The sequence below is a fragment of the Embleya sp. NPDC020886 genome, from assembly GCF_044333915.1.
Lineage (GTDB): Bacteria > Actinomycetota > Actinomycetes > Streptomycetales > Streptomycetaceae > Embleya.
Genome location: NZ_JBIRRX010000029.1, coordinates 1 through 23,283, shown reverse-complemented (window position 1 = coordinate 23,283; position 23,283 = coordinate 1). Strand labels below are relative to the sequence as shown.

The 23,283-nt window shown below is 72.0% G+C and carries 22 protein-coding genes, 1 pseudogene and 1 riboswitch; of the genes and pseudogenes, 11 read left to right on the top strand and 12 right to left on the bottom strand.

Annotated features, from left to right (window positions below; translation table 11 throughout):
* Positions 1-41 precede the first annotated feature (41 nt).
* Positions 42-1,733 (bottom strand): dihydroxyacetone kinase family protein, encoded by a 1,692-nt coding sequence (locus ACH4U8_RS45015; RefSeq protein ID WP_395784453.1) that lies wholly within the window; start codon positions 1,731-1,733, stop codon positions 42-44.
* Positions 1,734-1,838: 105 nt separating this feature from the next.
* Positions 1,839-2,180 carry a S26 family signal peptidase gene (locus ACH4U8_RS45010; RefSeq protein WP_360320526.1) on the bottom strand — a complete coding sequence of 114 codons (342 nt, stop codon included), beginning with the start codon at positions 2,178-2,180 and terminating at the stop codon, positions 1,839-1,841.
* A gap of 254 nt (positions 2,181-2,434) precedes the next feature.
* Here ACH4U8_RS45010 and ACH4U8_RS45005 point away from each other — a divergent pair, with 254 nt between their 5' ends.
* Positions 2,435-3,031: a LysE family translocator gene (locus tag ACH4U8_RS45005; protein ID WP_360320631.1), complete on the top strand. Its 597-nt coding sequence runs from the start codon at positions 2,435-2,437 to the stop codon at positions 3,029-3,031.
* Between the two features lie 13 nt (positions 3,032-3,044).
* On the opposite strand, the gene ACH4U8_RS45000 is transcribed toward ACH4U8_RS45005, so the two are convergent.
* Positions 3,045-3,761, bottom strand: a complete 717-nt coding sequence (locus ACH4U8_RS45000; RefSeq protein ID WP_395784451.1) for an MOSC domain-containing protein — start codon at positions 3,759-3,761, stop codon at positions 3,045-3,047.
* 152 nt (positions 3,762-3,913) lie between these two features.
* On the opposite strand from ACH4U8_RS45000, the gene ACH4U8_RS44995 reads away from it, so the two are divergent.
* Entirely contained in the window at positions 3,914-4,072 is a 159-nt protein-coding gene (locus ACH4U8_RS44995; RefSeq protein WP_395784449.1) for a hypothetical protein, read from the top strand.
* A 127-nt stretch (positions 4,073-4,199) separates the two neighbouring features.
* On the opposite strand, the gene ACH4U8_RS44990 is transcribed toward ACH4U8_RS44995, so the two are convergent.
* On the bottom strand, positions 4,200-4,577 hold the full coding sequence (locus tag ACH4U8_RS44990; protein ID WP_395784447.1) for a VOC family protein: 378 nt from the start codon (positions 4,575-4,577) through the stop codon (positions 4,200-4,202).
* A 128-nt stretch (positions 4,578-4,705) separates the two neighbouring features.
* Here ACH4U8_RS44990 and ACH4U8_RS44985 point away from each other — a divergent pair, with 128 nt between their 5' ends.
* The 5 genes from ACH4U8_RS44985 to ACH4U8_RS44965 all read left to right on the top strand — a co-directional run bounded on the left by ACH4U8_RS44985 (position 4,706) and on the right by ACH4U8_RS44965 (position 10,259).
* On the top strand, positions 4,706-5,530 hold the full coding sequence (locus ACH4U8_RS44985; RefSeq protein WP_360320514.1) for a GNAT family N-acetyltransferase: 825 nt from the start codon (positions 4,706-4,708) through the stop codon (positions 5,528-5,530).
* Between the two features lie 80 nt (positions 5,531-5,610).
* A complete protein-coding gene (mug, locus tag ACH4U8_RS44980; protein ID WP_395784513.1) occupies positions 5,611-6,186 on the top strand; it encodes a G/U mismatch-specific DNA glycosylase in 576 nt (191 codons plus the stop codon).
* Between the two features lie 111 nt (positions 6,187-6,297).
* Entirely contained in the window at positions 6,298-6,486 is a 189-nt protein-coding gene (locus tag ACH4U8_RS44975) for a hypothetical protein (RefSeq protein WP_360320511.1), read from the top strand.
* A 133-nt stretch (positions 6,487-6,619) separates the two neighbouring features.
* Positions 6,620-6,870: riboswitch (cobalamin riboswitch) on the top strand.
* A gap of 75 nt (positions 6,871-6,945) precedes the next feature.
* On the top strand, positions 6,946-9,264 hold the full coding sequence (locus ACH4U8_RS44970) for a ribonucleoside-diphosphate reductase subunit alpha (protein WP_395784511.1): 2,319 nt from the start codon (positions 6,946-6,948) through the stop codon (positions 9,262-9,264).
* Between the two features lie 17 nt (positions 9,265-9,281).
* Positions 9,282-10,259 (top strand): ribonucleotide-diphosphate reductase subunit beta, encoded by a 978-nt coding sequence (locus tag ACH4U8_RS44965; protein ID WP_395784509.1) that lies wholly within the window; start codon positions 9,282-9,284, stop codon positions 10,257-10,259.
* A gap of 97 nt (positions 10,260-10,356) precedes the next feature.
* Here ACH4U8_RS44965 and ACH4U8_RS44960 read toward each other — a convergent pair whose 3' ends face one another.
* Both ACH4U8_RS44960 and ACH4U8_RS44955 read right to left on the bottom strand, forming a co-directional pair.
* The gene (locus ACH4U8_RS44960) at positions 10,357-11,166 is read right to left on the bottom strand and encodes a helix-turn-helix transcriptional regulator (protein WP_360320508.1); all 810 of its coding nucleotides are present in this window, start codon (positions 11,164-11,166) and stop codon (positions 10,357-10,359) included.
* 186 nt (positions 11,167-11,352) lie between these two features.
* Positions 11,353-13,065, bottom strand: coding sequence for an alkaline phosphatase D family protein (locus ACH4U8_RS44955; protein WP_395784445.1), 1,713 nt, complete (start codon positions 13,063-13,065; stop codon positions 11,353-11,355).
* Between the two features lie 249 nt (positions 13,066-13,314).
* Between ACH4U8_RS44955 and ACH4U8_RS44950 the strand changes: the two genes are divergently transcribed.
* The gene (locus ACH4U8_RS44950) at positions 13,315-14,100 is read left to right on the top strand and encodes an amidohydrolase family protein (RefSeq protein ID WP_395784443.1); all 786 of its coding nucleotides are present in this window, start codon (positions 13,315-13,317) and stop codon (positions 14,098-14,100) included.
* A gap of 61 nt (positions 14,101-14,161) precedes the next feature.
* On the opposite strand, the gene ACH4U8_RS44945 is transcribed toward ACH4U8_RS44950, so the two are convergent.
* Entirely contained in the window at positions 14,162-15,763 is a 1,602-nt protein-coding gene (locus tag ACH4U8_RS44945; protein ID WP_395784507.1) for an ATP-dependent DNA ligase, read from the bottom strand.
* 232 nt (positions 15,764-15,995) lie between these two features.
* Positions 15,996-17,438, bottom strand: a complete 1,443-nt coding sequence (gene purB, locus ACH4U8_RS44940; protein WP_360320496.1) for an adenylosuccinate lyase — start codon at positions 17,436-17,438, stop codon at positions 15,996-15,998.
* A gap of 138 nt (positions 17,439-17,576) precedes the next feature.
* Between purB and ACH4U8_RS44935 the strand changes: the two genes are divergently transcribed.
* From ACH4U8_RS44935 to ACH4U8_RS44925, 3 genes and pseudogenes are all read left to right on the top strand, one after another.
* Positions 17,577-17,909, top strand: a complete 333-nt coding sequence (locus ACH4U8_RS44935) for a YnfA family protein (RefSeq protein WP_360320493.1) — start codon at positions 17,577-17,579, stop codon at positions 17,907-17,909.
* 90 nt (positions 17,910-17,999) lie between these two features.
* A complete protein-coding gene (locus tag ACH4U8_RS44930) occupies positions 18,000-19,238 on the top strand; it encodes a YihY/virulence factor BrkB family protein (RefSeq protein WP_395784441.1) in 1,239 nt (412 codons plus the stop codon).
* Between the two features lie 19 nt (positions 19,239-19,257).
* A pseudogene (locus ACH4U8_RS44925) lies at positions 19,258-19,659 on the top strand (class I SAM-dependent methyltransferase); the annotation flags it as partial.
* A gap of 16 nt (positions 19,660-19,675) precedes the next feature.
* Here the strand turns inward: ACH4U8_RS44925 and ACH4U8_RS44920 are convergent.
* The 4 genes from ACH4U8_RS44920 to ACH4U8_RS44905 are packed head-to-tail and all read right to left on the bottom strand — an operon-like array spanning position 19,676 to position 22,708.
* Positions 19,676-20,710: an EamA family transporter gene (locus ACH4U8_RS44920; RefSeq protein WP_395784439.1), complete on the bottom strand. Its 1,035-nt coding sequence runs from the start codon at positions 20,708-20,710 to the stop codon at positions 19,676-19,678.
* Between the two features lie 31 nt (positions 20,711-20,741).
* On the bottom strand, positions 20,742-21,410 hold the full coding sequence (locus tag ACH4U8_RS44915) for a GPP34 family phosphoprotein (protein ID WP_395784437.1): 669 nt from the start codon (positions 21,408-21,410) through the stop codon (positions 20,742-20,744).
* Positions 21,411-21,457: 47 nt separating this feature from the next.
* Entirely contained in the window at positions 21,458-21,775 is a 318-nt protein-coding gene (locus ACH4U8_RS44910; protein ID WP_360320481.1) for a hypothetical protein, read from the bottom strand.
* 9 nt (positions 21,776-21,784) lie between these two features.
* Complete coding sequence (locus tag ACH4U8_RS44905; RefSeq protein ID WP_395784435.1) at positions 21,785-22,708, bottom strand: SPFH domain-containing protein; 924 nt, start codon at positions 22,706-22,708, stop codon at positions 21,785-21,787.
* Between the last annotated feature and the right edge of the window lie 575 nt (positions 22,709-23,283).

The window sequence follows — 23,283 nt, the reverse complement described above, 5'->3', positions numbered from 1 at the left end:
GCCGGTGGGCGCGGGGGTGGGCGGCCCGGCCGGATCGGTGGTTACCCGTTCTCCCCCTCGCCGTCCAGCGCGTCGGCGATCGCGCGAAGCCAGATCACCACCGCCTCGGCGCCCGGGTCGACGGTGCCGATCGCCCGGTCGCCGAGGTAGCTGCTGCGGCCCCGGCGGGCGCTGTGGCCGGCCGTCTCCTCGGTGCCGGCCGCGGCCGCGTCGATCGCCTCGGCCAGACTCGCGCCGCCCACGAGCGCCTCACCCGCCGGTATCAGGGCGTCCAGCATGGTCCGGTCGCCGACCTGCGCACCGCCGAGTTCGCCGATCGCCCGCGCCCCCGCGGCCAGTGCCTCGCGCCACCCGCGCGGCCCGGTGTCCTGCGCGACGACCGCGGCCGCACGCAGCAGCAGCACCGAGTACAGCGGACCGGACGTGCCGCCGAGCGCCCGCCGCACGGTGTCCGCCAGGCCGCGCAGCACGGCGGCCGGCGTACCGCCGCCGTACCCGGGCAACTCGCGCCGGATCGCCTCCGCCCCGCGCTCCAGGCTGATGCCCAGGTCGCCGTCGCCGACGATCCGGTCCAGCTCGGTCAGGTGCGGTTCGGCCTCCGTCAGCGCCGCGCACACGGCCTCGATCGCGCGGGTCAGCGGGGTCGGTTCGGTCAGCGGGGTGCCGGCGTCGGCGCTGCCGGGCGCGGGCGCGGCCGGCAGCACGGTGACCGCGCCCACCCGGCCGACCACCGGGGTCGGCCAGGCCGGCGCCGAGGTGGCCGCGTCCAGTCGGGCCAACCGCGCGTCGTCGACCCGGAGCAGGGACAGCGACATGCCGGCCATCTCCAGCGCGGTCAGGAACGGGCCGCGCCAGGCTCGTTCCAGGACCAGGCCCCGACGCGCGAGGTCGTGCACCGCGCCGCGCAGCACGATGTCCAGTTCCATCGTGGGCGTGCCGCCGAGGTTGTTGACCAGCAACGCGACCCGGTCGCCGGCGGCCAGGCCGGTCTCCCCGACGATCCGGTCGAGCAGTTCGGTGACGAACTCGTCGGCGGGGGCGATCCTGTCCCGCCGCACGCCCGCCTCGCCGTGGATGCCCAGGCCCAGTTCGACCTCGTCCTCGCCGAGTTCGAACCCGGGCCGGCCGGCCGCCGGCACCGTGCACGGGGTCAGCGCGACGCCCATCGTGCCGACCGCGCGCGCCGCGGCCGTCGCCTCGGCCGCGACCTCGGCCAGACTCGCGCCGGCCTCCGCCGCCGCGCCCGCGACCTTGTGCACGAACACCGTCCCGGCGATCCCGCGTCGGCCCGCGGTGTCGTCGCCGGTCGCGAGCGCCACGTCGTCGGCGACCACGACGGTCTCGACCGCGATCCCCTCGGCCCGCGCCAGCTCGGCGGCGAGCCCGAAGTTGAGCCGGTCCCCGGTGTACGACTTGACCACCAGCAACACGCCCGCCGGCCCGGCGACCGTGCGGATCGCGGCCAGGATGGTGTCGGTGGACGGGGAGGTGAACACGTCCCCCGACACGGCCGCGGTGAGCATCCCGGGCCCGACGTAGCCCGCGTGCGCGGGTTCGTGGCCGGCTCCGCCACCGGAGATCACCGCGACTCGGCCGCGCTCGGCGTGGGCCCGGGCGTCGGCGCGCAGCGCGACGTTCGCATCGGCCAGCAGCGCGATGTCGGGATGGGCGAGGGCCAGTCCCTCGAGCATCTCGGGGACGACGTCGCGGGCGGCGTTGATCAGCTTCTTCATGGCTGAATCTCTACCTTCAAGCGCACCGGACCAACCCCATCGGGGGCGCGCGGATCACGCGCGATCGGGTGCGTTGTCCGGTGCCCCGGCCGACCCCGGTGCCTGTTACTCCATCGACACCGGCGCACGCACCTTCCGGGAGGCGCTCGGGCGCGGGACGCCGTCCACCGACACGCAGATCCCGTAGACCCGGGCCTGCGACGTCCAGCCGTTGGCGCGGCCCCGGTTGTTGCTGATCTGCACGCGCGCACGGGCGCCGTCCAGCGCGGAGACCAGGTGGAGGTACATCTTTCCGGCGACCCGGGCGAGCACGATGTCACCGATTTCGAGGCGGGCCGGGTCGACCGGCGCGACGGTCACGAGTTGGCGACTGCGAATAAGCGGGACCATGGAGGCCCCGCGCGGGCGAAACTCGACGGTGGCGCCGTGCGCCACCTTGGCGGCCATGCTGTCCATCATCCCCATCGCGCACCAGGATGACGGATGAGCGCCGAGCCTGCCACGGGTTTTTTTCGCGCCGCCGGGCAGCCTGCCCGACGCCCTCTTGGAGAACCCGGTTGCCGGGAAATGCGGGGGCCGGACACAATTGCCCGACCAACGAACGGCGGCGGCGACGGTTGCGGCGACCGCCCGTACCACCAGCGGGGGCACGTGTGATCGGGACCGGCGCGATACTCGGGGTGAGCGCGGTGGCGCTCGGGATGGTGCTGACGCCCGGGCCGAACATGATGTACGTGACCTCGCGCAGCATCACCCAGGGTCGCCGGGCCGGCCTGGTGTCGCTGCTCGGCGTGGGGCTCGGCTTCCTGATCTACATGTCGATGGCCAACCTCGGTCTGTCCGCGGTGTTCCTGGTGGTGCCGGAGTTGTACACGGCGGTCAAGCTCGCCGGCGCGGCCTATCTCGGCTGGCTCGCCTGGCAGGCGCTGCGGCCCGGTGGCGTGTCGGCGTTCGCGCCGCAGGAACTGGCGCCGGACTCGAATCGGCGGCTGTTCACCATGGGTCTGCTGACGAACCTGTTGAACCCCAAGGCCGCGATCATGTACCTGTCGCTGATCCCGCAGTTCGTCGATCCGGCCGCCGGACACGTGCTGCTCCAGGGATTCGCGCTGGGCAGCATCCAGATCCTGATCAGTCTCACGGTGAACACGATCCTGGTGCTCGCGGCCGGCACCATCGCGGTGTTCCTGGCCCGGCGGCCGTCCTGGCTGCGGATCCAGCGCTACCTGATGGGCACCGTCCTGGGCGGACTCGCGATCAAGCTGGCCACCGATCGGAGCCACCCGGCCACCGCGTAACCGGCGCCGCGGCCTATCCGGCCCGGTCCGGCGCGGGTGCCGGCTCGGGCGCGGGTGCCGGGGCGGTGCGCTTGCGGGCCACCTCGCGTGCGTACTCGGGCAGTTCCGCGACGTCGAGCAGTCGTGGCAGCAGGTCGGCCTCGGTGGTCAGGGCCCGGAAACACTCGCCGATGGTGAGGTCGTGGGCGGGGCGGGAGACGATCGTGATCCCGTCCCCCGCGACGATCTCGCCCGGTTCGATCACCCGAAGGTAGGTGCCCGGCAGGGCGCGTTCGGTGAACCTGCGTACCCAGCGCCGCTCGTCCAGCCACAGCGCGAAGGTCGCACACGGGATGCGCGGGGCGGACACCTCCAACAGCGGTCCGGCGGCGCCCACTCGCCAGCGCTCACCGATCAGCGCGGCCTCCAGGTCCAGGCCGGAGGTGGTGAGGTTCTCGCCGAAGCTGCCGTTGCCCAGTTCGCGCCCGAGCTCGCGGGCCCACATGTCCAGGTTCTCGCGGCCATAGGCGTAGACGGCCTGATCGTGTCCGCCGTGGTGTTGTCGGTCGAATACCCGGTCGCCGACCAGCCCGCTGCCCGGTTCCTCGGCTCCGGGTCCGGGTCCGGGTCCGGGCGGGCGCACGGAGACCGCGTGGTCGACGGGTCGTTTGTCGATCCCGGTCGTTTCGACCCCGGACCCGGTCGGGTTGGGGCGCGGCCGGGCCAGGTTCACCGATATCACGTGCGGCATGTCCGCAGGCTACCGGGCCGGCGGCGGCCAGGATCGGGCCGATTGCGCGAGCGCCGACCGCGTATCCGGGCCGGACCGGGGCAAAAGGCTGATATCGGCGCCCTCGGGGACGCCGCGGCCCGTCTGTCCGGGCTTCAGGGAGGGACCACGACATGAGTTCGCTGTCGAAGACGCTCAAGAAGATCCAGGGTTACATCCGCCGCAATCCGCGGCAGGTCGAGCAGGGCCGTCGGCTCGTGCGCGACCGGCTCGGCCGTCGGCGCGGCGGCAGCGGGCAGGGCCCGGGCAACCCGCCGACCAACACCGGCTGATCCGACGATCCGGGGTGAACGCGCCGCGCTCGTCGGCGAGTCCGGTGCGTTCACCCCGGATTTGCGTGCGCGCGGCCCGGGTTCACGGGCGGGCGCCCCGGGTCTCCGTGATCGAGCGCGGCGACGCTCATCCGATCAGGGTGCGTTCGGCTCGCACGACACGGAATTCGTTGCCCTCGGGGTCGGCCGGCACCGTCCACGACTCGTCGCCGGTCTGGCCGACGTCCACGCGGCGGGCGCCGAGGGCGAGGATCCGCTCGATCTCCGCCTCGCGCTCGCCGGGTCCGGCGCCCGGGGTCAGGTCCAGGTGCAGCCGGTTCTTGACCGCCTTGACCTCGGTCACCGGCATGAAACAGATGCCGATCGGCGCGCCCGGCTCGGTCCCGACGACCACCTCGCGCTCGCGCTCCGACAGGATCTCCCATCCCGGCACGTCGGCCCAGAAGCGGGCGAGGCCGGGCAGGTCGTGTGCGTCGATCACGATGTGATGCAGCGAAATGGCCATGCCCGCCATCGTGTGCCGCGGGATCGAGCGGGCCAACGGGATTACCGCCCGCGGGCGCGGCCGCTCGTTGCGTCGCCGGCGCGGCCTCCGCCGGTGGCGAAAAGGGTGTTCGTGTCACACTGGCCCGCATGCCGAAGTCCGCCGCCGAGGTGCGCGCACATCTGGAGACGTTCTACGACGCGGTCGCACGTCGGGCCGCTCACGCGGAGACATTCGGCGGACTGACCCTGTTCGTCCGGGATGGCCAGGGCTGGCCCCGGTACGCACGTCCCACGCTCGGCGGCTCCGTCGAGCCCACCGCCGCGGATGTACGCGCGGTGCGGGCACGACAGAGAGAGTTGAAAGTGCCCGAGTCGTTCGAATGGGTCGACGAGACCACCCCCGCGCTGCGCGCGGCCGCGATCGAGGCCGAGTTGCATGTGCACGAGCACCCGCTGATGGTGCTCGATCCCGCCGAACGCCCCGCCGAACGACCGTTCCTGCCGGACCTGGTGACGGTGCGTCGGATCCGGGCGGACGCGACCGACCTGGCGATCGTGCACAGCGTCGCGGCGGTCGGCTTCGCGAATCCGGGCACCGCGTCCGGCACCGACGGTCCGACCGAGCGGGACACCGCCGCCCTGGGCCAGGACCCGGACCTGCTGTCCTACCTCAACGAGCGGCTGCGCTCCGGCGAGACGGTGATGTACGCCGCGTACGGCCCGACCGGACCGTTGTGCGTGGGCAGCTACCAGCATCTGTACGACACCACCGAGATCGTCGGCGTGGCCACCCTCCCCGCGGCCCGACGCGGCGGCCTCGCGGCGGCGGTGACCTGGGAACTGGCCGGGCACGCGCTCGACGACGGGAGCGAGACGGTGTTCCTGTCCGCGGGCGACGAGGACGTGGCCCGGATGTACGGCCGGCTCGGCTTCCGGTCGGTGGGCACCTCGATGATCGCGGACGCGCCGTGAGCGGGCCGGAACCCGAGCCGGCTCCCGAGCGGCCGCTCGTGCTGCCGATCCCGCCGGGCCGCAATCCCACCGCCGCCGAGATGGCCGCCGCACACGGCCGGAGCATCCCGGACGTGATCGGGCCCAACCTTCGGGTGTTGTTCTGCGGGATCAACCCGGGCCTGTGGTCCGGGGCCACCGACCGGCACTTCGCCCGGCCCGGGAACCGGTTCTGGCCCGCGCTGTACGCGAGCGGGTTCACGCCCCGGCTGCTCGCGCCGACCGAGCAGCAGCGGTTGCTCGCGCTCGGCCTCGGCATCACCAACGTGGTGGCCCGCACCACCGCCCGCGCGGACGAGTTGACCAAGGACGAGTACCGGGCGGGCGGCGCGGCGCTCACCGCCCGGGTGCACGCGTACCGACCGGCCTGGCTGGCGGTGCTGGGCATCGGTGCGTACCGGACCGGCTTCGGCCGGCCCAAGGCGGTGGTCGGCCGGCAGCCCGAGACGATCGGCGACACCGGGATCTGGGTGTTGCCCAATCCCAGCGGCCTGAACGCGCACTGGACGGCGGCGGCGCTGGCCGAGGCGTTCGCCGAACTGCGGGTGGCGAGCGATCCGGACCCGGGCCCGGATTCGGCGGCCCCACCCGGACCGGGCGACGCGCCGCCCGCGTGACGGGCGGGTCGGGCCGTTTCGACGACCTGTATCCGAGTCGACACGTCAACCGACCGAGTGGCATCACCCGGTTGGTGGTTACTTCACGCCGTCTTGCACGGTTGGGTCGGCATGAAGATCCTGCGAGCCCCGTTCGGGCCGTGGCCCACCGAGACGTTCGAGACCCCCGTTTACGAGGCGTTGGTCGCCGAGTGGCGCGACTCGGGTCGGGAGGTGCCGCGACCGGTGGACCGACCGCACGACCGACCGGCCCGGCACGCGCGCCCGGCCCGGCCCGGGCCGCGCACCGGTCGCCCCTGATCCGCGCACCGCGCGTCCCACGCGTCCCGGGGCGAACCACCCCACCGCCGCCCCGGCGGCGGTCCGTGGTACGTCGAGAACCGCGACACGACACAACACCTGGGGGTGCGACGACCACCCCGCCACTACATATATGCTCTGCGACGTAGCTGGTTCGCCGTTCCGAGTTCAGCGGAACGGCGAGGCAAGAGGGAACCCGGTGCGAAGCCGGGACTGCCCCGCAACGGTGAGCGGGAACGAACGTCGTCCTGGAGCACCGAACGCCGAGAGGCATTCGGGGCCCGACGACCATGGGGAACTCCGCGGTCCGCCGAGCACGTCGTGCCCGGTGGTGCCCCGGCATGCCCGCGAGTCCGAATACCTGCCGGCTGCCCGTGCCCTCGGGCGCGGGGTCACTGTACGTACGAGCTCGCGAGGAGAGAGCACGTGACCGTTGTGGACAGCGTGGGCACGACCCGGATGCGGATCGACGAAAGCCCCGAGGAGCAACTGGCGACCCTGGTGCGCACCCAGGCGCGCGATCTGCCGGAGGTCGATCCGGATCGGGTCGTCCGCCGGGTCGTCGCGGGTCTGAACGAGGGCGCGGACCGGGCCGCCGCCGCGGACCTGGCGGTGCGTACCGCCGCCGAACTGATCGCCGAGGAGCCCGCCTACTCGCGGCTCGCCGCGCGCCTGCTCGCCGGCCGGATCGCCGACGAGGCGTTCGAGGCCGGCGCCGGTTCGTTCAGCGCCGGCATCGCGCTGGGCCGCCGGGAGGGCATCATCGGTGCGGAGACTGCGGCGTTCGTCGCGCGGCACGCCGCCGAGTTGGACGCCGCCGTGGACGTCGAGGGCGACCGCCGGTTCGAGTACTTCGGCCTGCGCACCGTGTACGACCGCTACCTGCTGCGCCACCCGGTCTCGCGCAAGGTGGTCGAGACGCCGCAACACTTCCTGCTGCGCGTCGCATGCGGCCTGGCCCAGGAGCCCGGCGAGGCGATCGGCTTCTACCGGCTGATGTCCTCGCTGGCCTACCTGCCCAGTTCGCCGACGTTGTTCAACTCCGGCACGGTGCACACCCAGATGTCCTCGTGCTACCTGCTCGACTCGCCCAAGGACGAGCTGGAGTCGATCTACGAGATGTACGGGCGGATCGCCCGGCTGTCGAAGTTCGCCGGCGGCATCGGTGTGGCCTGGTCGCGGGTGCGTTCGCGCGGCTCGCTGATCCGGGGCACCAACGGGCACTCCAACGGCATCGTGCCGTGGCTCAAGACGCTCGACTCGTCGGTGGCCGCGGTCAACCAGGGCGGCCGGCGCAAGGGCGCGGCCTGCGTCTACCTGGAGACCTGGCACCCGGACATCCTGGAGTTCCTCGAACTGCGCGAGAACACCGGCGAGGACGCGCGCCGCGCGCACAACCTCAACCTGGCCAACTGGGTGCCGGACCTGTTCATGCGCCGGGTCGAGGAGGACGGCGTCTGGTCGCTGTTCGACCCGAACGAGCTGCCCGAACTGCCGGACCTGTGGGGCGCCGAGTTCGACAAGGTCTACGAAGCCGCCGAGCGGGACGGCCGGTTCGTCCGGCAGTTGCCCGCCCGCGACCTGTACGCCCGGATGATGCGCACGCTCGCGCAGACCGGCAACGGCTGGATGACCTTCAAGGACGCCGCCAACCGCACCTGCAACCAGGCCGCGGAGCCGGGCAACGTGGTGCACCTGTCCAACCTGTGCACCGAGATCCTGGAGGTCACCAGCGACGGCGAGACGGCCGTGTGCAACCTCGGCTCGGTCAACCTCGGCGCGCACGTGGTCGCCGGGGAGGGCATGGACTGGGACAAGCTGCGCGCGACGGTCCGCACCGCGGTGGTCTTCCTGGACCGCGTGATCGACATCAATTACTACCCGACCGAGCAGGCCGCCGCGTCCAACCCGCGCTGGCGTCCGGTGGGTCTGGGTCTGATGGGCCTGCAGGACGTGTTCTTCACGCTCGGCCTGCCGTTCGACTCGGCCGAGGCGCGCGAGTTGTCCACGCTGATCTCCGAGGAGATCTACCTCACCGCGCTGGAGACCTCCTCGGCGCTCGCCGAGGTGCACGGCCCGCACCCGGCCTACGCCGAGACGCACGCCGCGCGCGGTCGGCTCCAGCCGGACCTGTGGGAGGGCGTGTACCCCACGCAGACCAAGCGCTGGGACGCGCTGCGCACCCGGGTGGCCGAGCACGGGTTGCGCAACTCGCTGCTGGTGGCGATCGCGCCGACCGCGACGATCGCCTCGATCGCGGGCGCCTACGAGTGCATCGAGCCGCAGGTGTCGAACCTGTTCAAGCGCGAGACGTTGTCCGGCGAGTTCCTCCAGATCAACGCCTACCTGGTGCGCGAGCTCAAGGCCCGCGGCCTGTGGACCCCGCAGGTCCGCGACCGGATCAAGCGTGCCGAGGGCTCGGTCCAGGGCATCGCCGAACTCCCGGACGACGTGCGCGAGTTGTACCGCACCGCGTGGGAGCTTCCGCAGCGCGCGCTGATCGACCTGGCGGCGGCTCGTTCGCCGTACATCGACCAGTCGCAGTCGCTGAACCTGTTCATGGCCGACCCGACCATCGGCAAGCTGTCCTCGATGTATCGCTACGCGTGGTCGACCGGCCTGAAGACCACGTACTACCTGCGTTCGCGCCCCGCGACGCGGATCCAGCAGGCGACCGTGCCGGCCCAGGCGGCGGCCGCACCGGTCGAGGAGATCTCGGACCTCGAGGTCATCGCCTGCTCGCTGGAGAACCCCGAAGCCTGTGAGGCGTGCACGTGAGCCTGCTCGATCCCGGAATGAACCTCACGCTGCGTCCGATGCAGTATCCGGACTTCTACGAGAAGTACCGCGCGGCGATCCGCAACACCTGGACGGTCGAAGAGGTCGACCTGCACAGCGACCTCGCCGACCTGGACAAGCTCAGCCCGGCCGAACGCCACCTCGTGCAGCGCCTGGTCGCGTTCTTCGCGACCGGTGACACGATCGTGGCGAACAACCTGGTGCTGAACCTGTACCGGCACATCAACTCGCCCGAGGGCCGGTTGTACCTGTCGCGGCAACTCTTCGAAGAGGCCGTCCATGTGCAGTTCTACCTGACCCTGCTGGACACCTACATGCCCGACCACGAGGAGCGCGAGCAGGCGTTCGCCGCGGTCGAGCACATTCCCTCGATCCGGCGCAAGGCGGAGTTCTGCTTCCGCTGGATCGACTCGGCGATGGGCCTGGACCGGCTCGAATCGCGGGAGGACCGGCGGCAGTTCCTGCTCAACCTGATCTGCTTCGCGGCGTGCATCGAGGGCCTGTTCTTCTACGGCGCCTTCGCCTACGTCTACTTCCTGCGCTCGCGCGGGCTGCTCAACGGTCTCGCCTCGGGCACCAACTGGGTCTTCCGCGACGAGTCCGCGCACATGGACTTCGCCTTCTCCGTCGTGGAGACGGTGCGGGCCGAGGAGCCGGACCTGTTCGACGACGAACTCGCCGAGGACGTCCGGCGCATGCTGGCCGAGGCGGTCGAGGCGGAGACGGCGTTCGCCGAGGATCTGCTCCAGGGCGGCGTGTCCGGGATGACGGTCGTGGACATGCGCTCCTACCTGGAGCACGTGGCCGACCGCCGGCTGGCCCAGTTGGGCATGGCCCCGGTCTACGGCTCGGCGAACCCGTTCGGCTTCATGGAGCTCCAGGACGTGCAGGAGTTGTCCAACTTCTTCGAGCGGCGGGTCTCCGCGTACCAGGTCGCGGTCACCGGATCGGTGTCTTTCGACGAGGACTTCTGAGCCTGCGGCACCGCACACGACGAGAGCGCCTGTCGTCCCGGAAACGGGCCGGCACGGCGCTCTCGTCGTGTGCGGGCGGCCGTGCCGGCGGATCCGCTCAAGGGCGTGCCGTCGCCCGGCGGCGCAGGACCGCGGCGGTGGCCTCGTCGGCGGGCAGGAACGCCTCCAGATGCAGTTCTGCCAGGGTGACGTCGGTGGCCGTCGCGAAGGACGTCAGCGTGGTCAGCAGGCGCAGCTCGCCCGCGCCGTCGGGCTCGGCCAGGCGCAGCGGGACCGCGAAGCCCAGGTGGTCGGGGCCGAGTTCGGCATCCGGGACGTAGCCGCGCAGTTCCTCGATGAAGGCGTCCAGCAGCGGATCCGGGCTGCGCAGCGCCTGGGCGCGCATGTTCTCCAGCACGTGCCGGCCCCACGCGTTCAGGTTGCGCACCCGCGGCGCCATGCCCTCGGGATGCAGCATCAGCCGCAACATGTTCATCGGGGACCGGAGCAGTTCCGGGGACGCTCCCTCGGTCAGCACGTCGATCGCCGCGTTCGCGGCCACGATCTGCCCGTACGGACGCAACACCATCGCCGGGTAGGGCAGATGGCCTTCGAGTACCGCGCGCAGCGCGTCGTGGACCGGGCGCAACATCGGTGCGTCCAGGTCGGATTCGGGGAAGACCGGCGCGTATCCGGCGGTGTGCAGCAGCGCGTTGCGCTCGCGCAGGGACAGGCCGAGCGATTCGGCGAGTCGGATGATCATCGTGCGGCCGGGGCGGGATCGGCCGCTCTCGATGAAGCTGAGATGCCGTTGGGAGGTCTCCGCGCGGGCGGCGAGTTCGAGTTGGCTCAGCCGTCGGGCGGTGCGCCAGCGGCGCAACTCGGCGGGGAAGTCCGGGCCGTGGGTCCGGGTCGTCGTGGTGCTCATGGGGCAGTTCTAGGCAGCCGAGGGTATCGCCGGCAATTCCCTCGCGGGAATCGTCCGGCTCGGGCGCCGCTCGCATGATCCTTCTACCGCCAGGGCGGCTTCATGGGCAATGTGGTGATCGACCACGCCTGAGCCCGCTGCGCGCCCGTCGCGGGTGCCGGGGTGGGCCGGCGTGGAGAACCGCGCTCATCGCTCCCGTAGGGTCGCCCGGCCCACCCGGCGCAGGTACGCGGCGCGGTTTCGCCCGCCGCCCTGGGCGCGGTCCAGTGCCAGGCCGGCCCGGCGGCCGCGCAGCGTGAGCGTCATCAGATGGTTGCCGAACCATGGTCCGCCCAGCTTCGTCCACTCGACCGGCAGCGGGGCCAGTCGCGCGTGTCGGGCCAGGACGCGGCCCAGTCCGGTCGCGGTGCGGCCCCAGCCGAAACGGAAGCCGACCCGGATCGCGGGCGGGACCGAGTTGTGCACCGGCGAGCAGGTCAACTGGTAGACCCGGGCCGACTCGCCCGGGTCGTCCCCGGCCCCCGGCCCCTCCCCCGGGACGGGCCAATACACCTCGGCCGCGTACGCGTGGTGCACGTCCCCGGACAACACGCACACGGTCGCCGGCGGCGGCCCACCCGCGCGGGGCCCGTGCAGGGCGATCCGGCCGATCAGCGCGGACAACGCCTCGAACGACTCACGGAACGCGGCCCAGTGCTCCAGGTCGCCCGCCCGTCGCAGCCACTCGCTGCACGCCGCGACCCGCGGCCCCCGGGCACCCGCGCACAGCGCCTCGTTCCACGACTCCAGGTCGTGGATGCCGTGCGGCAGCAGCCAGGGCAGCGAGGTGCCGATCAGCAGGTGGTCGTAGCCGCCCTCGTCCGCCTGTTCGGTGATCCAGGCCAGCTCGTCCGCGCCGATCATCGCCCGGCCGTCGCCGGTGAGCACCCGGCCCGCGCGCGAGTCGACCATCAACAGGCGGGTCCGGCCGAAGTCGCGTCGATAACTCCACCGCGTCCCGCTTTTGCCGTCCGCCTCGGCGTCCGCACGCAGGGCGAACTCGTGTAGCAGCGGCCCGACATCCTCGCCCGGCGCCGCCGCCCGGACCGCCGCGAGCAGTTCGTCGCGCGCCAGCGCGGCCGGGTCGAGATTGCCCACGTGCTGGTAGATCCAGTACGACGCGAGCGCGCCCGCGATCCGCTCGGACCACCAGTCGGTGGCGGCCATCTCGGTGCGCCACGCGTGCGAGGTGTTCCAGTCGTCGATCACGTCGTGGTCGTCGAAGATCATCGCGCTCGGCACCGTGGACAACAACCAACGGATCTGTGGATCGGACCACGACTCGTGATAGAGCAGCGTGTACTCCTCGAAGTCGGCGATCTGCGGCCCCGGCGCCTTGGTCAGGTCACGCCGCCGCGCGAGCCGGTTCCGCATCGCGCGCGAGGTCTCGTCCGCGTACACCTGATCGCCGAGCAACAGCAGGGCGTCCGGCAGCGGTTCCTCCGGCGAGCGCATCAGCCGGCGGGCCAGCGTGTCCAGCGCGTCCGGGTCCATCCGGCGCTCCTCGCCCGCCTCGGTGCTCGGCGGACTCGACCAGCGACAGGACCCGAACACCACGTTCAGGTCCCGCTGGACCTCGTCCGAGGCGGTACGCAGCACGCTCGGCGGCTGGGTCGAGTGCTCCTGCGGCCAGCACACCCGCCCGTCCAGCAGCACCCGGTACTCCCGCGACCGCCCGGGGGCCAGCCCGTCGAGCACCACCAGCACGTAGTGGTGCCCGAACACGTTCCAGGTGCCGGCATCGGCCGCGCCGTCCTCGCACGCCACGGTCACCACGCACGGCCCGTCGGTCTCCACCCACACGGTGGCACTCGTACGATCCACGTGCCGCAGCACGGGACCGAGCAACAACTCGGCCATCGTCCTCGGCCCTCCCCACCTTCGTCGACGCTCTCCGCGCCAGGCGCCTGCCCGGAACGGCCGGCACCAATACTCGCCTGCCGGCGGGCTCTTGGATACGTTATGCGGCTCCGGTGGCCCGGCGTCGTCGAGCCGTTACCGGATGCGGCGTGGTCGAGCGATTACGGTATGCGTGACCGAGCCGTTCCCGCGCCGCATCGGAGGCCGTGTCGTGTTCGATCCGCGTCGGCGCACACCCGCGAGCAGCCGGTGACCGGGCGTTCGGCGGTCATGCGGTCGGTGTTCGACGCGCACCTGCACATCGTCGATCCGCGCTTCCCGCTCGTCGCCAATCACGGCTACCTGCCGCCGACCTTCACCGTCGCCGACTACCTGGCCCGGGTCGCCTCGCTCGGCGTGACCGGTGGCGCGGTGGTGTCCGGCTCGTTCCAGGGCCTCGATCGCACCCATCTGCTCGACGCGCTGCGCCGGCTGGGTCCGGGCTTCGTGGGGGTCGCCCGACTCCCGGCCGACGTCGCGGATCACACGATCCGCGAGCTGGACGCGGCGGGCGTGCGGGCGATCCGGTTCAACATCCGTCGTGGCGGATCCGCGCGGATCGAGGAGTTGCCCCGGCTCGCCCGTCGGGTGCACGACCTGGTCGGGTGGCATGTCGAGTTGTACCTCGACGCCCGCGACCTGCCCGACCTGGCGCCCGTCGTGGCCACGCTGCCGAAGCTGAGCATCGACCACCTGGGCCTGTCCCGGGAGGGCCTGCCGCAACTGCTGCGCCTGGTCGAGCGCGGGGCCTACGTCAAGGCCACCGGTTTCGGCCGGGGCGACCTGGACGTACCCGCCGCGCTGCGGGCCGTGCTCGCCGTCGCCCCGCACGCGCTGGTGGCCGGTACCGACCTGCCGTCCACCCGGGCGCCCAGGCCGTTCCGGGACAGCGATCTCGACCTGATCGCGGAGGCGGCCGGCCCGGATCTGGCCGGCGCCGTGCTGCACGACAACGCGCGGGCCCTGTATCGGCCGCGCGGGGGCGGGGCGGGGTGACCCGGGCGGCGTCGGCGGACTGGGCTCGGCCGGGTCGGTCGGGTCGGTCGACTCGGTCGGCTCAGTCGGGTCGATCGGGTCGATCGGGTCGATCGGGTCGATCGGGTCGATCGGGTCGATCGGGTCGATCGGCGGCCAACGCGCGGACCGTGTCCATGTCGTCCGCCTCTGCCGCGGTCTTGTCCTCGCGGTAGCGCAGCACCCGGGCGAACCGCAGTGCCAATCCGCCCGGATAGCGGGTACTGGTCTGCAGGCCGTCGAAGGCGATCTCGACCACGAGTTCGGGCCGTACCCATACGGTCCAGTCGTCGCGGCGGACGGCCAATTCCTGCAACCGCTCGGTCTGCCACGCGAGCAACTCGTCGGTGAGCCCCTTGAACGTCTTGCCGAGCATCACGAACCCGTCCCCGCCCGGATCCCGAGCGCCCAGGTGCAGATTGCTCAGCGTCCCGCGCCGACGCCCGTGGCCCCACTCGGCGGCCAGCACCACCAGGTCCAGGGTGTGCCGCGGCTTGACCTTGACCCACCCGGCGCCGCGCCGACCCGCCGTGTAGGGGGTGTCCGGCGACTTGACCAGCACGCCCTCGTGCCCACGCGCGACCGCGTCGGCGAAGAACGCGTTCGCGGCCGCGTCGTCCCCGGTGACCAGCCGAGGCACCAACAGCTCGGCCGGCGCGAGCGCTTCGAGCGCGGCCCAGCGCTCGGCGCCCGGTCGGTCGATCAGGTCCGCGCCGTCCACGTGCAACACGTCGAACAGGTACACCGTCAACGGCGTCTCGGCCCGCAGCCGCGCGGCGTCGCGGGTGCCGGTCCGGGACGCGGTGATCTGGAACGGGTGCGGCCGGCCGTCCGGGCGCAGGGCGATCGCCTCGCCGTCCAGCACCGCGGTACGCCCCGGCAGCGCGCGCACCAGCTCGACCAGTTCCGGGACGCGCGTGGTGATGTCGTCCAGGCTGCGGGTGAACACCGCGACCCGGTCGCCGTCACGGTGGATCTGTACCCGGATGCCGTCGATCTTCCATTCCAGCGCGACCTCGGCCTCCGGGTCCTTGGCCCGCAGCTTGGCCAGCGCGGCGGGCACGTCCGGCGCCGAGGCGGCCAGCATCGGGCGCACCGGGTGGCCCACCTCCAGCGTGAACGCGGCGAGCGCGGCCGTGCCGCCGGCCAGCGCCGCGGCGGCCACCGGGCCGGCGGCGCCACGCAACATCAGCGCCCGGCGTACCGCCGCCGGCGGGACCTCGGCGGCCCGCGCGACGGCGTCCGCCATCACGCCGTCCAGCGCGCCTTGGCGCACCTCGCCGACCAGCAATCCGATCAGGAACCGCTGCTCGACGGCGGTGGCCCGGGCGAACAACGCTTCGAGCAGCGCCCGTCGGGCGGCCTGCGACCCGGCGCCGGTGGTGCTCCCGATCGCCTCCAGCGCGGCATCCACCTCCAGCAACGTCAACGACGGCTCGGCGGCCGGCGCCGGCAACTCGCGCAACGCGGCGGGCCCGACCCCGATCTGCCGCTGGGTCAACGCACCGGCCAGATAGGCCACCACGACGGTCGCCTCCGCCGGATCCGCGCGCCGCAAACACCCGGCCACCAACTCCGCCTTCGCACTCCGCCCCGCCTCCCCGGCAATCTCCCGAGACGCAACGGCCACATCACCGAACAACAACCCCACACCCACCACTCCTCACGCCAACGCCATCCCCCAGCACCATCGCCCCACTCCGCCCGGTCCACACCCTGAGCAACCATCCGGCGGCGGGGTGGGGAGGGCGGGCGGGGCGGCCAGGGGGCGGGGCCGGCGAAACGGCTCGGGCGCGGGGCCCGGCGAAGCGGTCAGGGTCGGGACGCGGTGGGGTGGGGCGGGGCCGGCGGGTTGGGGCGGGGTCGTGGGTGTGGGGTTACAGGATTGCGCCCGGGCGGTACTTCGCTGCTTCCGGGTGCTTGGCGGCGATCGTCTCCACGCGTCGGACCACCTCTGCCACCTGGGCTGCCGCCGCGCCGGTGAAGGAGAGCCGGTCGGCGAGGAGCGTGTCCAGGGCCGCGCGGTCCAGTGGGAGGCGGTCGTCGGCGGCCAGGCGGTCGAGCAGTTCGTTGCGCTCGACGCCCTCGCGCAGCGCCAGCGCGGAGGCGACCGCGTGCTCCTTGATCACCTCGTGCCCGGCCTCGCGTCCGACCCCGCCGCGGATCGCGGCCATCAGCACCTTGGTCGTGGCCAGGAAGGGCAGGTAGCGGTCCAGCTCGCGGGCGACCACGGCCGGGAACGCGCCGAACTCCTCCAGCACGGTCAGGAACGTCTCGATCAGGCCGTCGAACGCGAAGAACGCGTCCGGCAGCGCCACCCGCCGCACGACCGAGCAGGACACGTCGCCCTCGTTCCACTGGTCGCCCGCGAGTTCGCCGACCATCGACGCGTAGCCGCGCAGGATCACCGTGAAGCCGTTGACCCGTTCGCACGAGCGCGTGTTCATCTTGTGCGGCATCGCGGACGAGCCGACCTGGCCGGGCTGGAAGCCCTCGGTGACCAGCTCGTGCCCGGCCATCAGCCGGATCGTCTTGGCCAACGACGAGGGCGCCGCGGCCAGTTGCACCAGCGCGGTCACCACGTCGTAGTCGAGCGAGCGCGGGTAGACCTGGCCGACCGAGACGAACGCGTGCTCGAAGCCCAGGTGCGCCGCGACACGCCCCTCCAACTCGGCCAGCTTCTCCTCGTCGCCGCCGAGCAGGTCGAGCATGTCCTGCGCGGTGCCCACCGGGCCCTTGATCCCACGCAGCGGGTAACGGGTGATCAGGTCGTCGAGGCGGTGGTAGGCGACCAGCAGTTCGTCGGTCGCCGAGGCGAACCGCTTGCCCAGCGTGGTGGCCTGCGCGGCGACGTTGTGCGAACGGCCCGCCATCACCAACTCGGCGTGCTGCGCGGACAACTCGGCCAGCCGTACCAGCAGGGCCACGACCCGATCGCGGACCAGTTCCAGCGACGAGCGGATCTGCAACTGCTCGACGTTCTCGGTCAGGTCGCGCGAGGTCATGCCCTTGTGCACGTGCTCGTGGCCGGCGAGGGCGTTGAACTCCTCGATCCGGGCCTTGACGTCGTGCCGGGTGACCCGCTCGCGCTCGGCGATCGAGGCCAGGTCGACCTGGTCGATCACCCGCTCGTAGTCGGCGACCGCACCCTCGGGCACGTCGATGCCCAGGTCGGCCTGGGCACGCAGCACCGCGAGCCACAGTCGGCGCTCCAGCACCACCTTGTGCTCGGGGGACCACAGCGTGGCCAGCGCCGGGGAGGCGTAGCGGTTGGCCAGAACGTTCGGAATGCGGGGTTTGCGCACAGGCTGGGACGTCACGAGCGGCGAGTTTACCGAGCCCTCGCCGTCGCCCACGACGTACGTCCACGTTCGTGCCTCGCGCGCCGGCCCGCGCGGGTCCGCGGCCCGCCCGTACGCGAAGCCCCGAGCTCCCGATCCCGCCCCTACCGTACGTCCATGATCGTCGCGCGCTCGCTGCTCCTGTTCGTCCTCGCCGCCCTCGCCGAGATCGGCGGCGCCTGGCTGGTCTGGCAGTCCGTACGCGAGCATCGCCCGTGGTGGGTGGCCGGCCTCGGGGTGATCGCGCTGGGCGTGTACGGCTTCGTGGCCACCCTCCAGCCGGACGCGAACTTCGGCCGGATCCTGGCCGCGTACGGCGGTGTCTTCGTCGCCGGTTCACTCGCGTGGGGGATGGCCGTGGACGGTTTCCGGCCGGACCGCTGGGACCTGGCCGGGGCAACCGTCTGCCTGGCCGGCGTCGCCCTGATCATGTACGCGCCGCGCCGCTGACCCCGCGGCACAACCCGTGTCCCACACCGCATGTGCCGACCGCCGCCGGGTAGACGCCGGCCATCGCGGGACGACGTTGGGGGCCGGCACATGGGCAGGCGGCAGAACGCACGAGACGAACGCCGGGCACGAGCCGAGCGCGAGGAGCAAATCGCCCGCTCGTTACGCGGCGTCGGCGACCGTACCGCCGCGCCCATCGAGCAGTCGAAGGAGCCCGACGCGCCGGCCGCGAAGGTCCCGGGCCCACGCGAGACCCACCGCCCGAACCCCGAACCTCCGCCCACCGCCGCGGTGGACCTCGCCAAGACCGAACACTCCGACGCCGGCCGACCGCCGGCCGAGGAGCACCTCCCGGACCGGCCGACCGACCTGCCGACCTCGTCGTGGTTCAAGGCCGCGTGGCGCACGATCCGCGAGTTCAAGGAGGACGACCTCAACATCTGGGCCGCCGCACTCACCTACCAGAGCGTGTTGTCGATCTTCCCGGCGCTGCTGGTCGTGGTCTCGCTGGTCGGCCTGGCCGGTCGCTCCGCCACCGACGCGCTGACCGAGAACGTGCAGAGCGTGGCGCCCAGCGAGACGCACCAGATCGTGATCGACGCGATCCGCAACCTCGAACACAGCCGGGGCGCCGCGGGCCCGCTCGCCCTGGCCGGCCTGGGCCTGGCGTTGTGGTCGGCGTCCGGCTACGTCGCCGCGTTCATGCGCGCGTGCAACACGATCTACGACGTGCCCGAGGGCCGGCCGCTGTGGAAGACGGTGCCCACCCGGATCGCGGTGACCGTGGTGACCCTGCTGTTGCTGTCGATCTGCGCGATCGCGGTGGTGTTCACCGGCTCACTGGCCAAACAGGCCGGCCACGCGCTGGGGGTGGGCGAGGCGGGCGTGCTGTTGTGGGACTACGCGAAGTGGCCGGTGCTGATCGTGGTGGTCAACTTCCTGTTCGCGCTGCTCTACTGGGCGGCGCCGAACGCCAAGCAGGGTTTTCGCTGGATCACTCCCGGCGGCGTCCTCGCGGTGCTGCTGTGGGCCCTGTTCTCCGCCGCGTTCGCCTACTACGTGGCCAATTTCAGCACCTACAACAAGACCTACGGCACGCTCGCCGCGGTGATCGTCTTCCTGGTCTGGTTGTGGTTGACCAACATGGCGATCCTGCTCGGCGCGGAGTACAACGCCGAGATGGAGCGGGCCCGGGCGATCGCCGGTGGCCACCCGCCGACCCTGGAGCCGTACGTCCGGATGCGCGACCAGCCCAAGCCGAAGGGCGCCTGGAAGCGTTGGTTGCGGTTCGGCCGTACCCCCGGGGCGAAGCGCGATACCGAGAAGTAGACGGTGGACAATCGAGGTCATGGACAAGATCCGCCCCGCCTACGAGGAACTGGGAGCCGAGGGCTTCTACGCCACCCACGGGGCGCGCTACCGCAACCCGCACGAGCCGCGGGTACGGGCGGTGCTGGCGCAGGCGTTGGCACAGCCGGTGGCTGCCGAGCCCGAGCTCCTCGACCGCGTGCTCGACCTGGCCTGCGGCAGTGGCGAGGCCACGCTGGCATTGCGCGAGCTCGGCGCACGCGAGATCTCCGGCATCGATCCGTACACGGGGGTCGCCTATCGCGAGCGGACCGGGACACCGGCCGAGGCGCTGCGCTTCGAGGAGATCGCGGCGGGTGCGCTGGCGGGCCGCGCGTACTCGCTCGTGGTGTGCAGTTACGCACTGCACCTGCTCGCCGAGTCCCGACTGCCCGCGCTGGCCTACGCGCTGACCGAGGTCACGACCGCGTTCGTGGTGGTGACTCCACACAAGCGTCCGGTGCTGCGGCCGGAGTGGGGATGGCACCTGCGGGGGGAGTTGGTCGTGGATCGGGCTCGGGCCCGGCTGTATCGGACCTCGCCCGAACCCGCCGAGGCGACTGGGCCACGGTGACGCCGGCGCTGGCGATCACCACGAGCGCGATGCCGGCGATCTGGATCGGCACGAGCGACTGATGCAGCACGACGAATCCGGCGATCGCGGCCACGGCCGGTTCCAGGCTGGCCAGCAGCCCGAACGTCGCGGGCGTCAGGTGTTTCATCGCGAGCATCTCGAAGCTGTACGGCAGCGCCGAGGACAACAGCGCGACGCAGGCCCCCAGGGCGAGCACGTTGGGCTCCAGCAGGGCGCTTTTGGCGGTGGCCACGCCGAACGGGGTGACCAGGACCGCGGCCACCGCGAAGCCGAGCGCCAGGCCCTCGACGCCGTCGAAGCGTTCGGCGGTCTTCGAGGCGACCATGATGTAGCCCGCCCAGCAGGCCGCCGCCGCCATCACGAAGGCGACGCCGACCGGATCCAGCCCGCTGAAGCCGCCGCGCCCCAGGAGCAGCACACCGACGGCGGCGAGCACGATCCACGTCATGTCGCGCAGCCGACGGGACAACACCACGGCCAGGCCGAGCGGCCCGAGGAACTCCAGCGTGACCGCCGGGCCCAGCGGCAGTCGGGCGATCGCCTCGTAGAAGAACATGTTCATGCCCGCGAACGTCACGCCCAGGCCGACCACCACGACCCAGTCCGCGCGACTGCGCCCGCGCAGCCGGGGCCGGGCGAAGGCGAGCAGGATGGTCGCGGCGAACACCAGGCGCAGCGTGACCGCGCCGGCCGGGCCGACGTAGGGGAACAACCGGGCCGCGAACGCCGCACCGAACTGGATCGAGCACGCGCTCGCCAGCACCAACCACACCGCGCGTCCCTGCGGGCCGGGCAACAACCGCGCGAGGGATCCGGGCAGCGCAGGCGAGGTCGCGTCGGTGGCGGTGCGGGAGGTCATCCTTCGACAGTACGGACCGGGTCAAGCCGGATCAGCCGGCGGCCCCGGCGGCCCTGCTCTTCTGCCGCCGGACCGCCTTGCGCAACGCCTCGGGCACCGGGCCCAGACCGGCCTCCAGTGCATCGACGCGGCCCCGGGCGGCCCGGCGTTCCCGGCGGCCGAGGACCACCCGCAGTTCGCCCTCGTAGGTCAGCGCGACCAGGGCCGCGTCCACCGCCGGGACCCGGTCGACCGGCCGGGTCGCCTTGAGGGCGTCGCGCACCGCCTTGGTCGCGGCGGCGCGCAGTCGCGGTTGCCGCAGGAGCATGCGCCGGGTCGGCACGATGCCCAGCAGGCGGTGCGGCTCGAACCTGATCACCCGCTCGCGTTCGAGCGTGGCCCCGACTCGGTCGGTGGCCTGCCGTTCGCCCTTGCGGACCCAGTAACCCCAGGAGTGTGCGCGCTCGCTCGCGGTGATCCGGGCCAACAGGTCCGCCGCCAGGTCGCAGTCGGGCGCACGGCCTCGCACCGCGGTCGCGGTCACCTTGCCGGTGTGGTCACGGATCAGGCCCTGGGCGTACAACTCGTACAGGGCCGCCGCCTGGAGCGTCACCCCGAGGCGTTCCCGGCTCGACAGCCGTCGCCGCTCGGGACTGTAGGCGAGCAGGAACACTCGCCGGGTCAGGGACACGTGCACGTCGACCTCCGGAATTGGGTTCACGTCGCCCGCCTCGGCGCCACGGCGTCACATCGTCTTCGGGTCTGTGGTCACGGCGCGGTACCGACGTCGCCAGGGTCGCCACCGCTCCCGCCACCGCCGCGAGCACCGCCAGGGTCGTCTCGATCGCCACCGTCGCCTCCGACGGGCTCGGTATCACCGGTGGGCGCTGAACTCGCCCTGGGAGGTCGACCCCGGCGGGCCGGACGGCCGGCGTTGCCCGGCATCCGGCCCGCGTCGCCCAGCGCGCGTCGCAACAGGAACTCGATCTGCGCGTTGGTGCTTCGCAGTTCGTCGGCGGCCCACTTGGCGATCGCGTCGTGGACCGCCGGGTCCAGGCGAAGCAGGATCTTCTTGCGCTCGGTCACCGGGACCGACTACGCGTAGAGGGAACCGGTGTTGACCACCGGCTGGGTGGCCTGGTCGCTGCACAACACCACGAGCAGGTTGCTGACCATCGCCGCGCGACGGTCGTCGTCCAGCTCCACCAGGTCGCCCTCTTCCAGTCGGTTCAGCGCGAGTTCGACCATACCCACCGCGCCCTCGACGATCCGCTGCCGGGCCGCGACCACCGCGCCCGCCTGCTGGCGACGCAACATCGCCTGGGCGATCTCCGGCGCGTAGGCCAGCCGGGTGATCCGCGACTCGACCACGCCGACCCCGGCCGAGGCGACCCGCGCACCGATCTCCGCGGAGAGCTTGCCGGTGATCTCGTCGGCATTGTCACGCAGCGACATACCGCCGTTGCCATGGTCGTCGTACGGATAACTGTTGGCGATGTGCCGCACCGCGGTCTCGGTCTGAATCGCGACGAACTCCTCGAAGTCGTCCACCTCGAACTTGGCCTGCGCGGTGTCCTTGACCTGCCACACCACGACCGCGGCGATCTCGATCGGATTGCCGTCGTGGTCGTTGACCTTGGCGGTCTGCGTCTCGTGGTTGCGAATCCGAGTGGAGACCTTGGTCCGGTCGGTGAACGGATTCACCCAACGCAGCCCGTCGGTACGCAACGTCCCCTTGTAATGCCCGAAAAGCTGAAGCACCCGAGCCTCACCCGGCGCCACGGTGGTCAACCCGAGAAGCGAGGCCAACGCCAGCGCGGCAACCACAATCCCGGCCGCCATCCCCACCGTCCGCTGCCCACCCTCCGACAACAGCCCAAGGCCGATGAGCCCGGCCCCACCACCCGCACAAAGCGCCACAACCGCAACAGCCCAAAACCCGGACACCCCGGACACCAGCCGCTCCCGCACCTGAGGCGCCGGCATCACCACTATGGACTCGGAACCGATGTCACCCATGCGATCACTCCCCTTGATTCAACCTGTCATCACAACCATAGCAAAGTGATATCACTTTAACCCGAGGGACTCCCCTCACCCCCATCACCCCAACCAGGCAACCCGCCGGCCCGCACGGCCAAACAGACAACGGGCACTCGACACCACGAGGCCCGGCGGCGGTAGGCACATAAGCGGACGGCATCGGTCCCACACGAACGACCATCCAGCGCTCGGCATCAGCCAGGCAATCGCCCCACAACGAACAAGCGGCGGCAAGCCCGCAGCCGACGCCTGGCAGACACACGGCAGCGTCGAACACACGACACCGCCCCGAAGCCGAACGCCAACGCGCAGCCGACGTCAACGACAACAGACCACCCACCAACCCACGCCCCAGCCCCACCCCCACACCCCCCACCGGCGCGTCAGCGCCCCCGACTCCGGCTCACCCCGGTGATCGACGCGCGCAGCGCGGAGAGCGGCGGAGCCGCAAAACACAGACTTCGTGGCCCGGAGCGAAGCGCAGGGACACGAAGTCACGAGCGAGGGGCCACTTTTTTGTGGAGGAGCCCGCGACGGAACAAAAAAGTGGT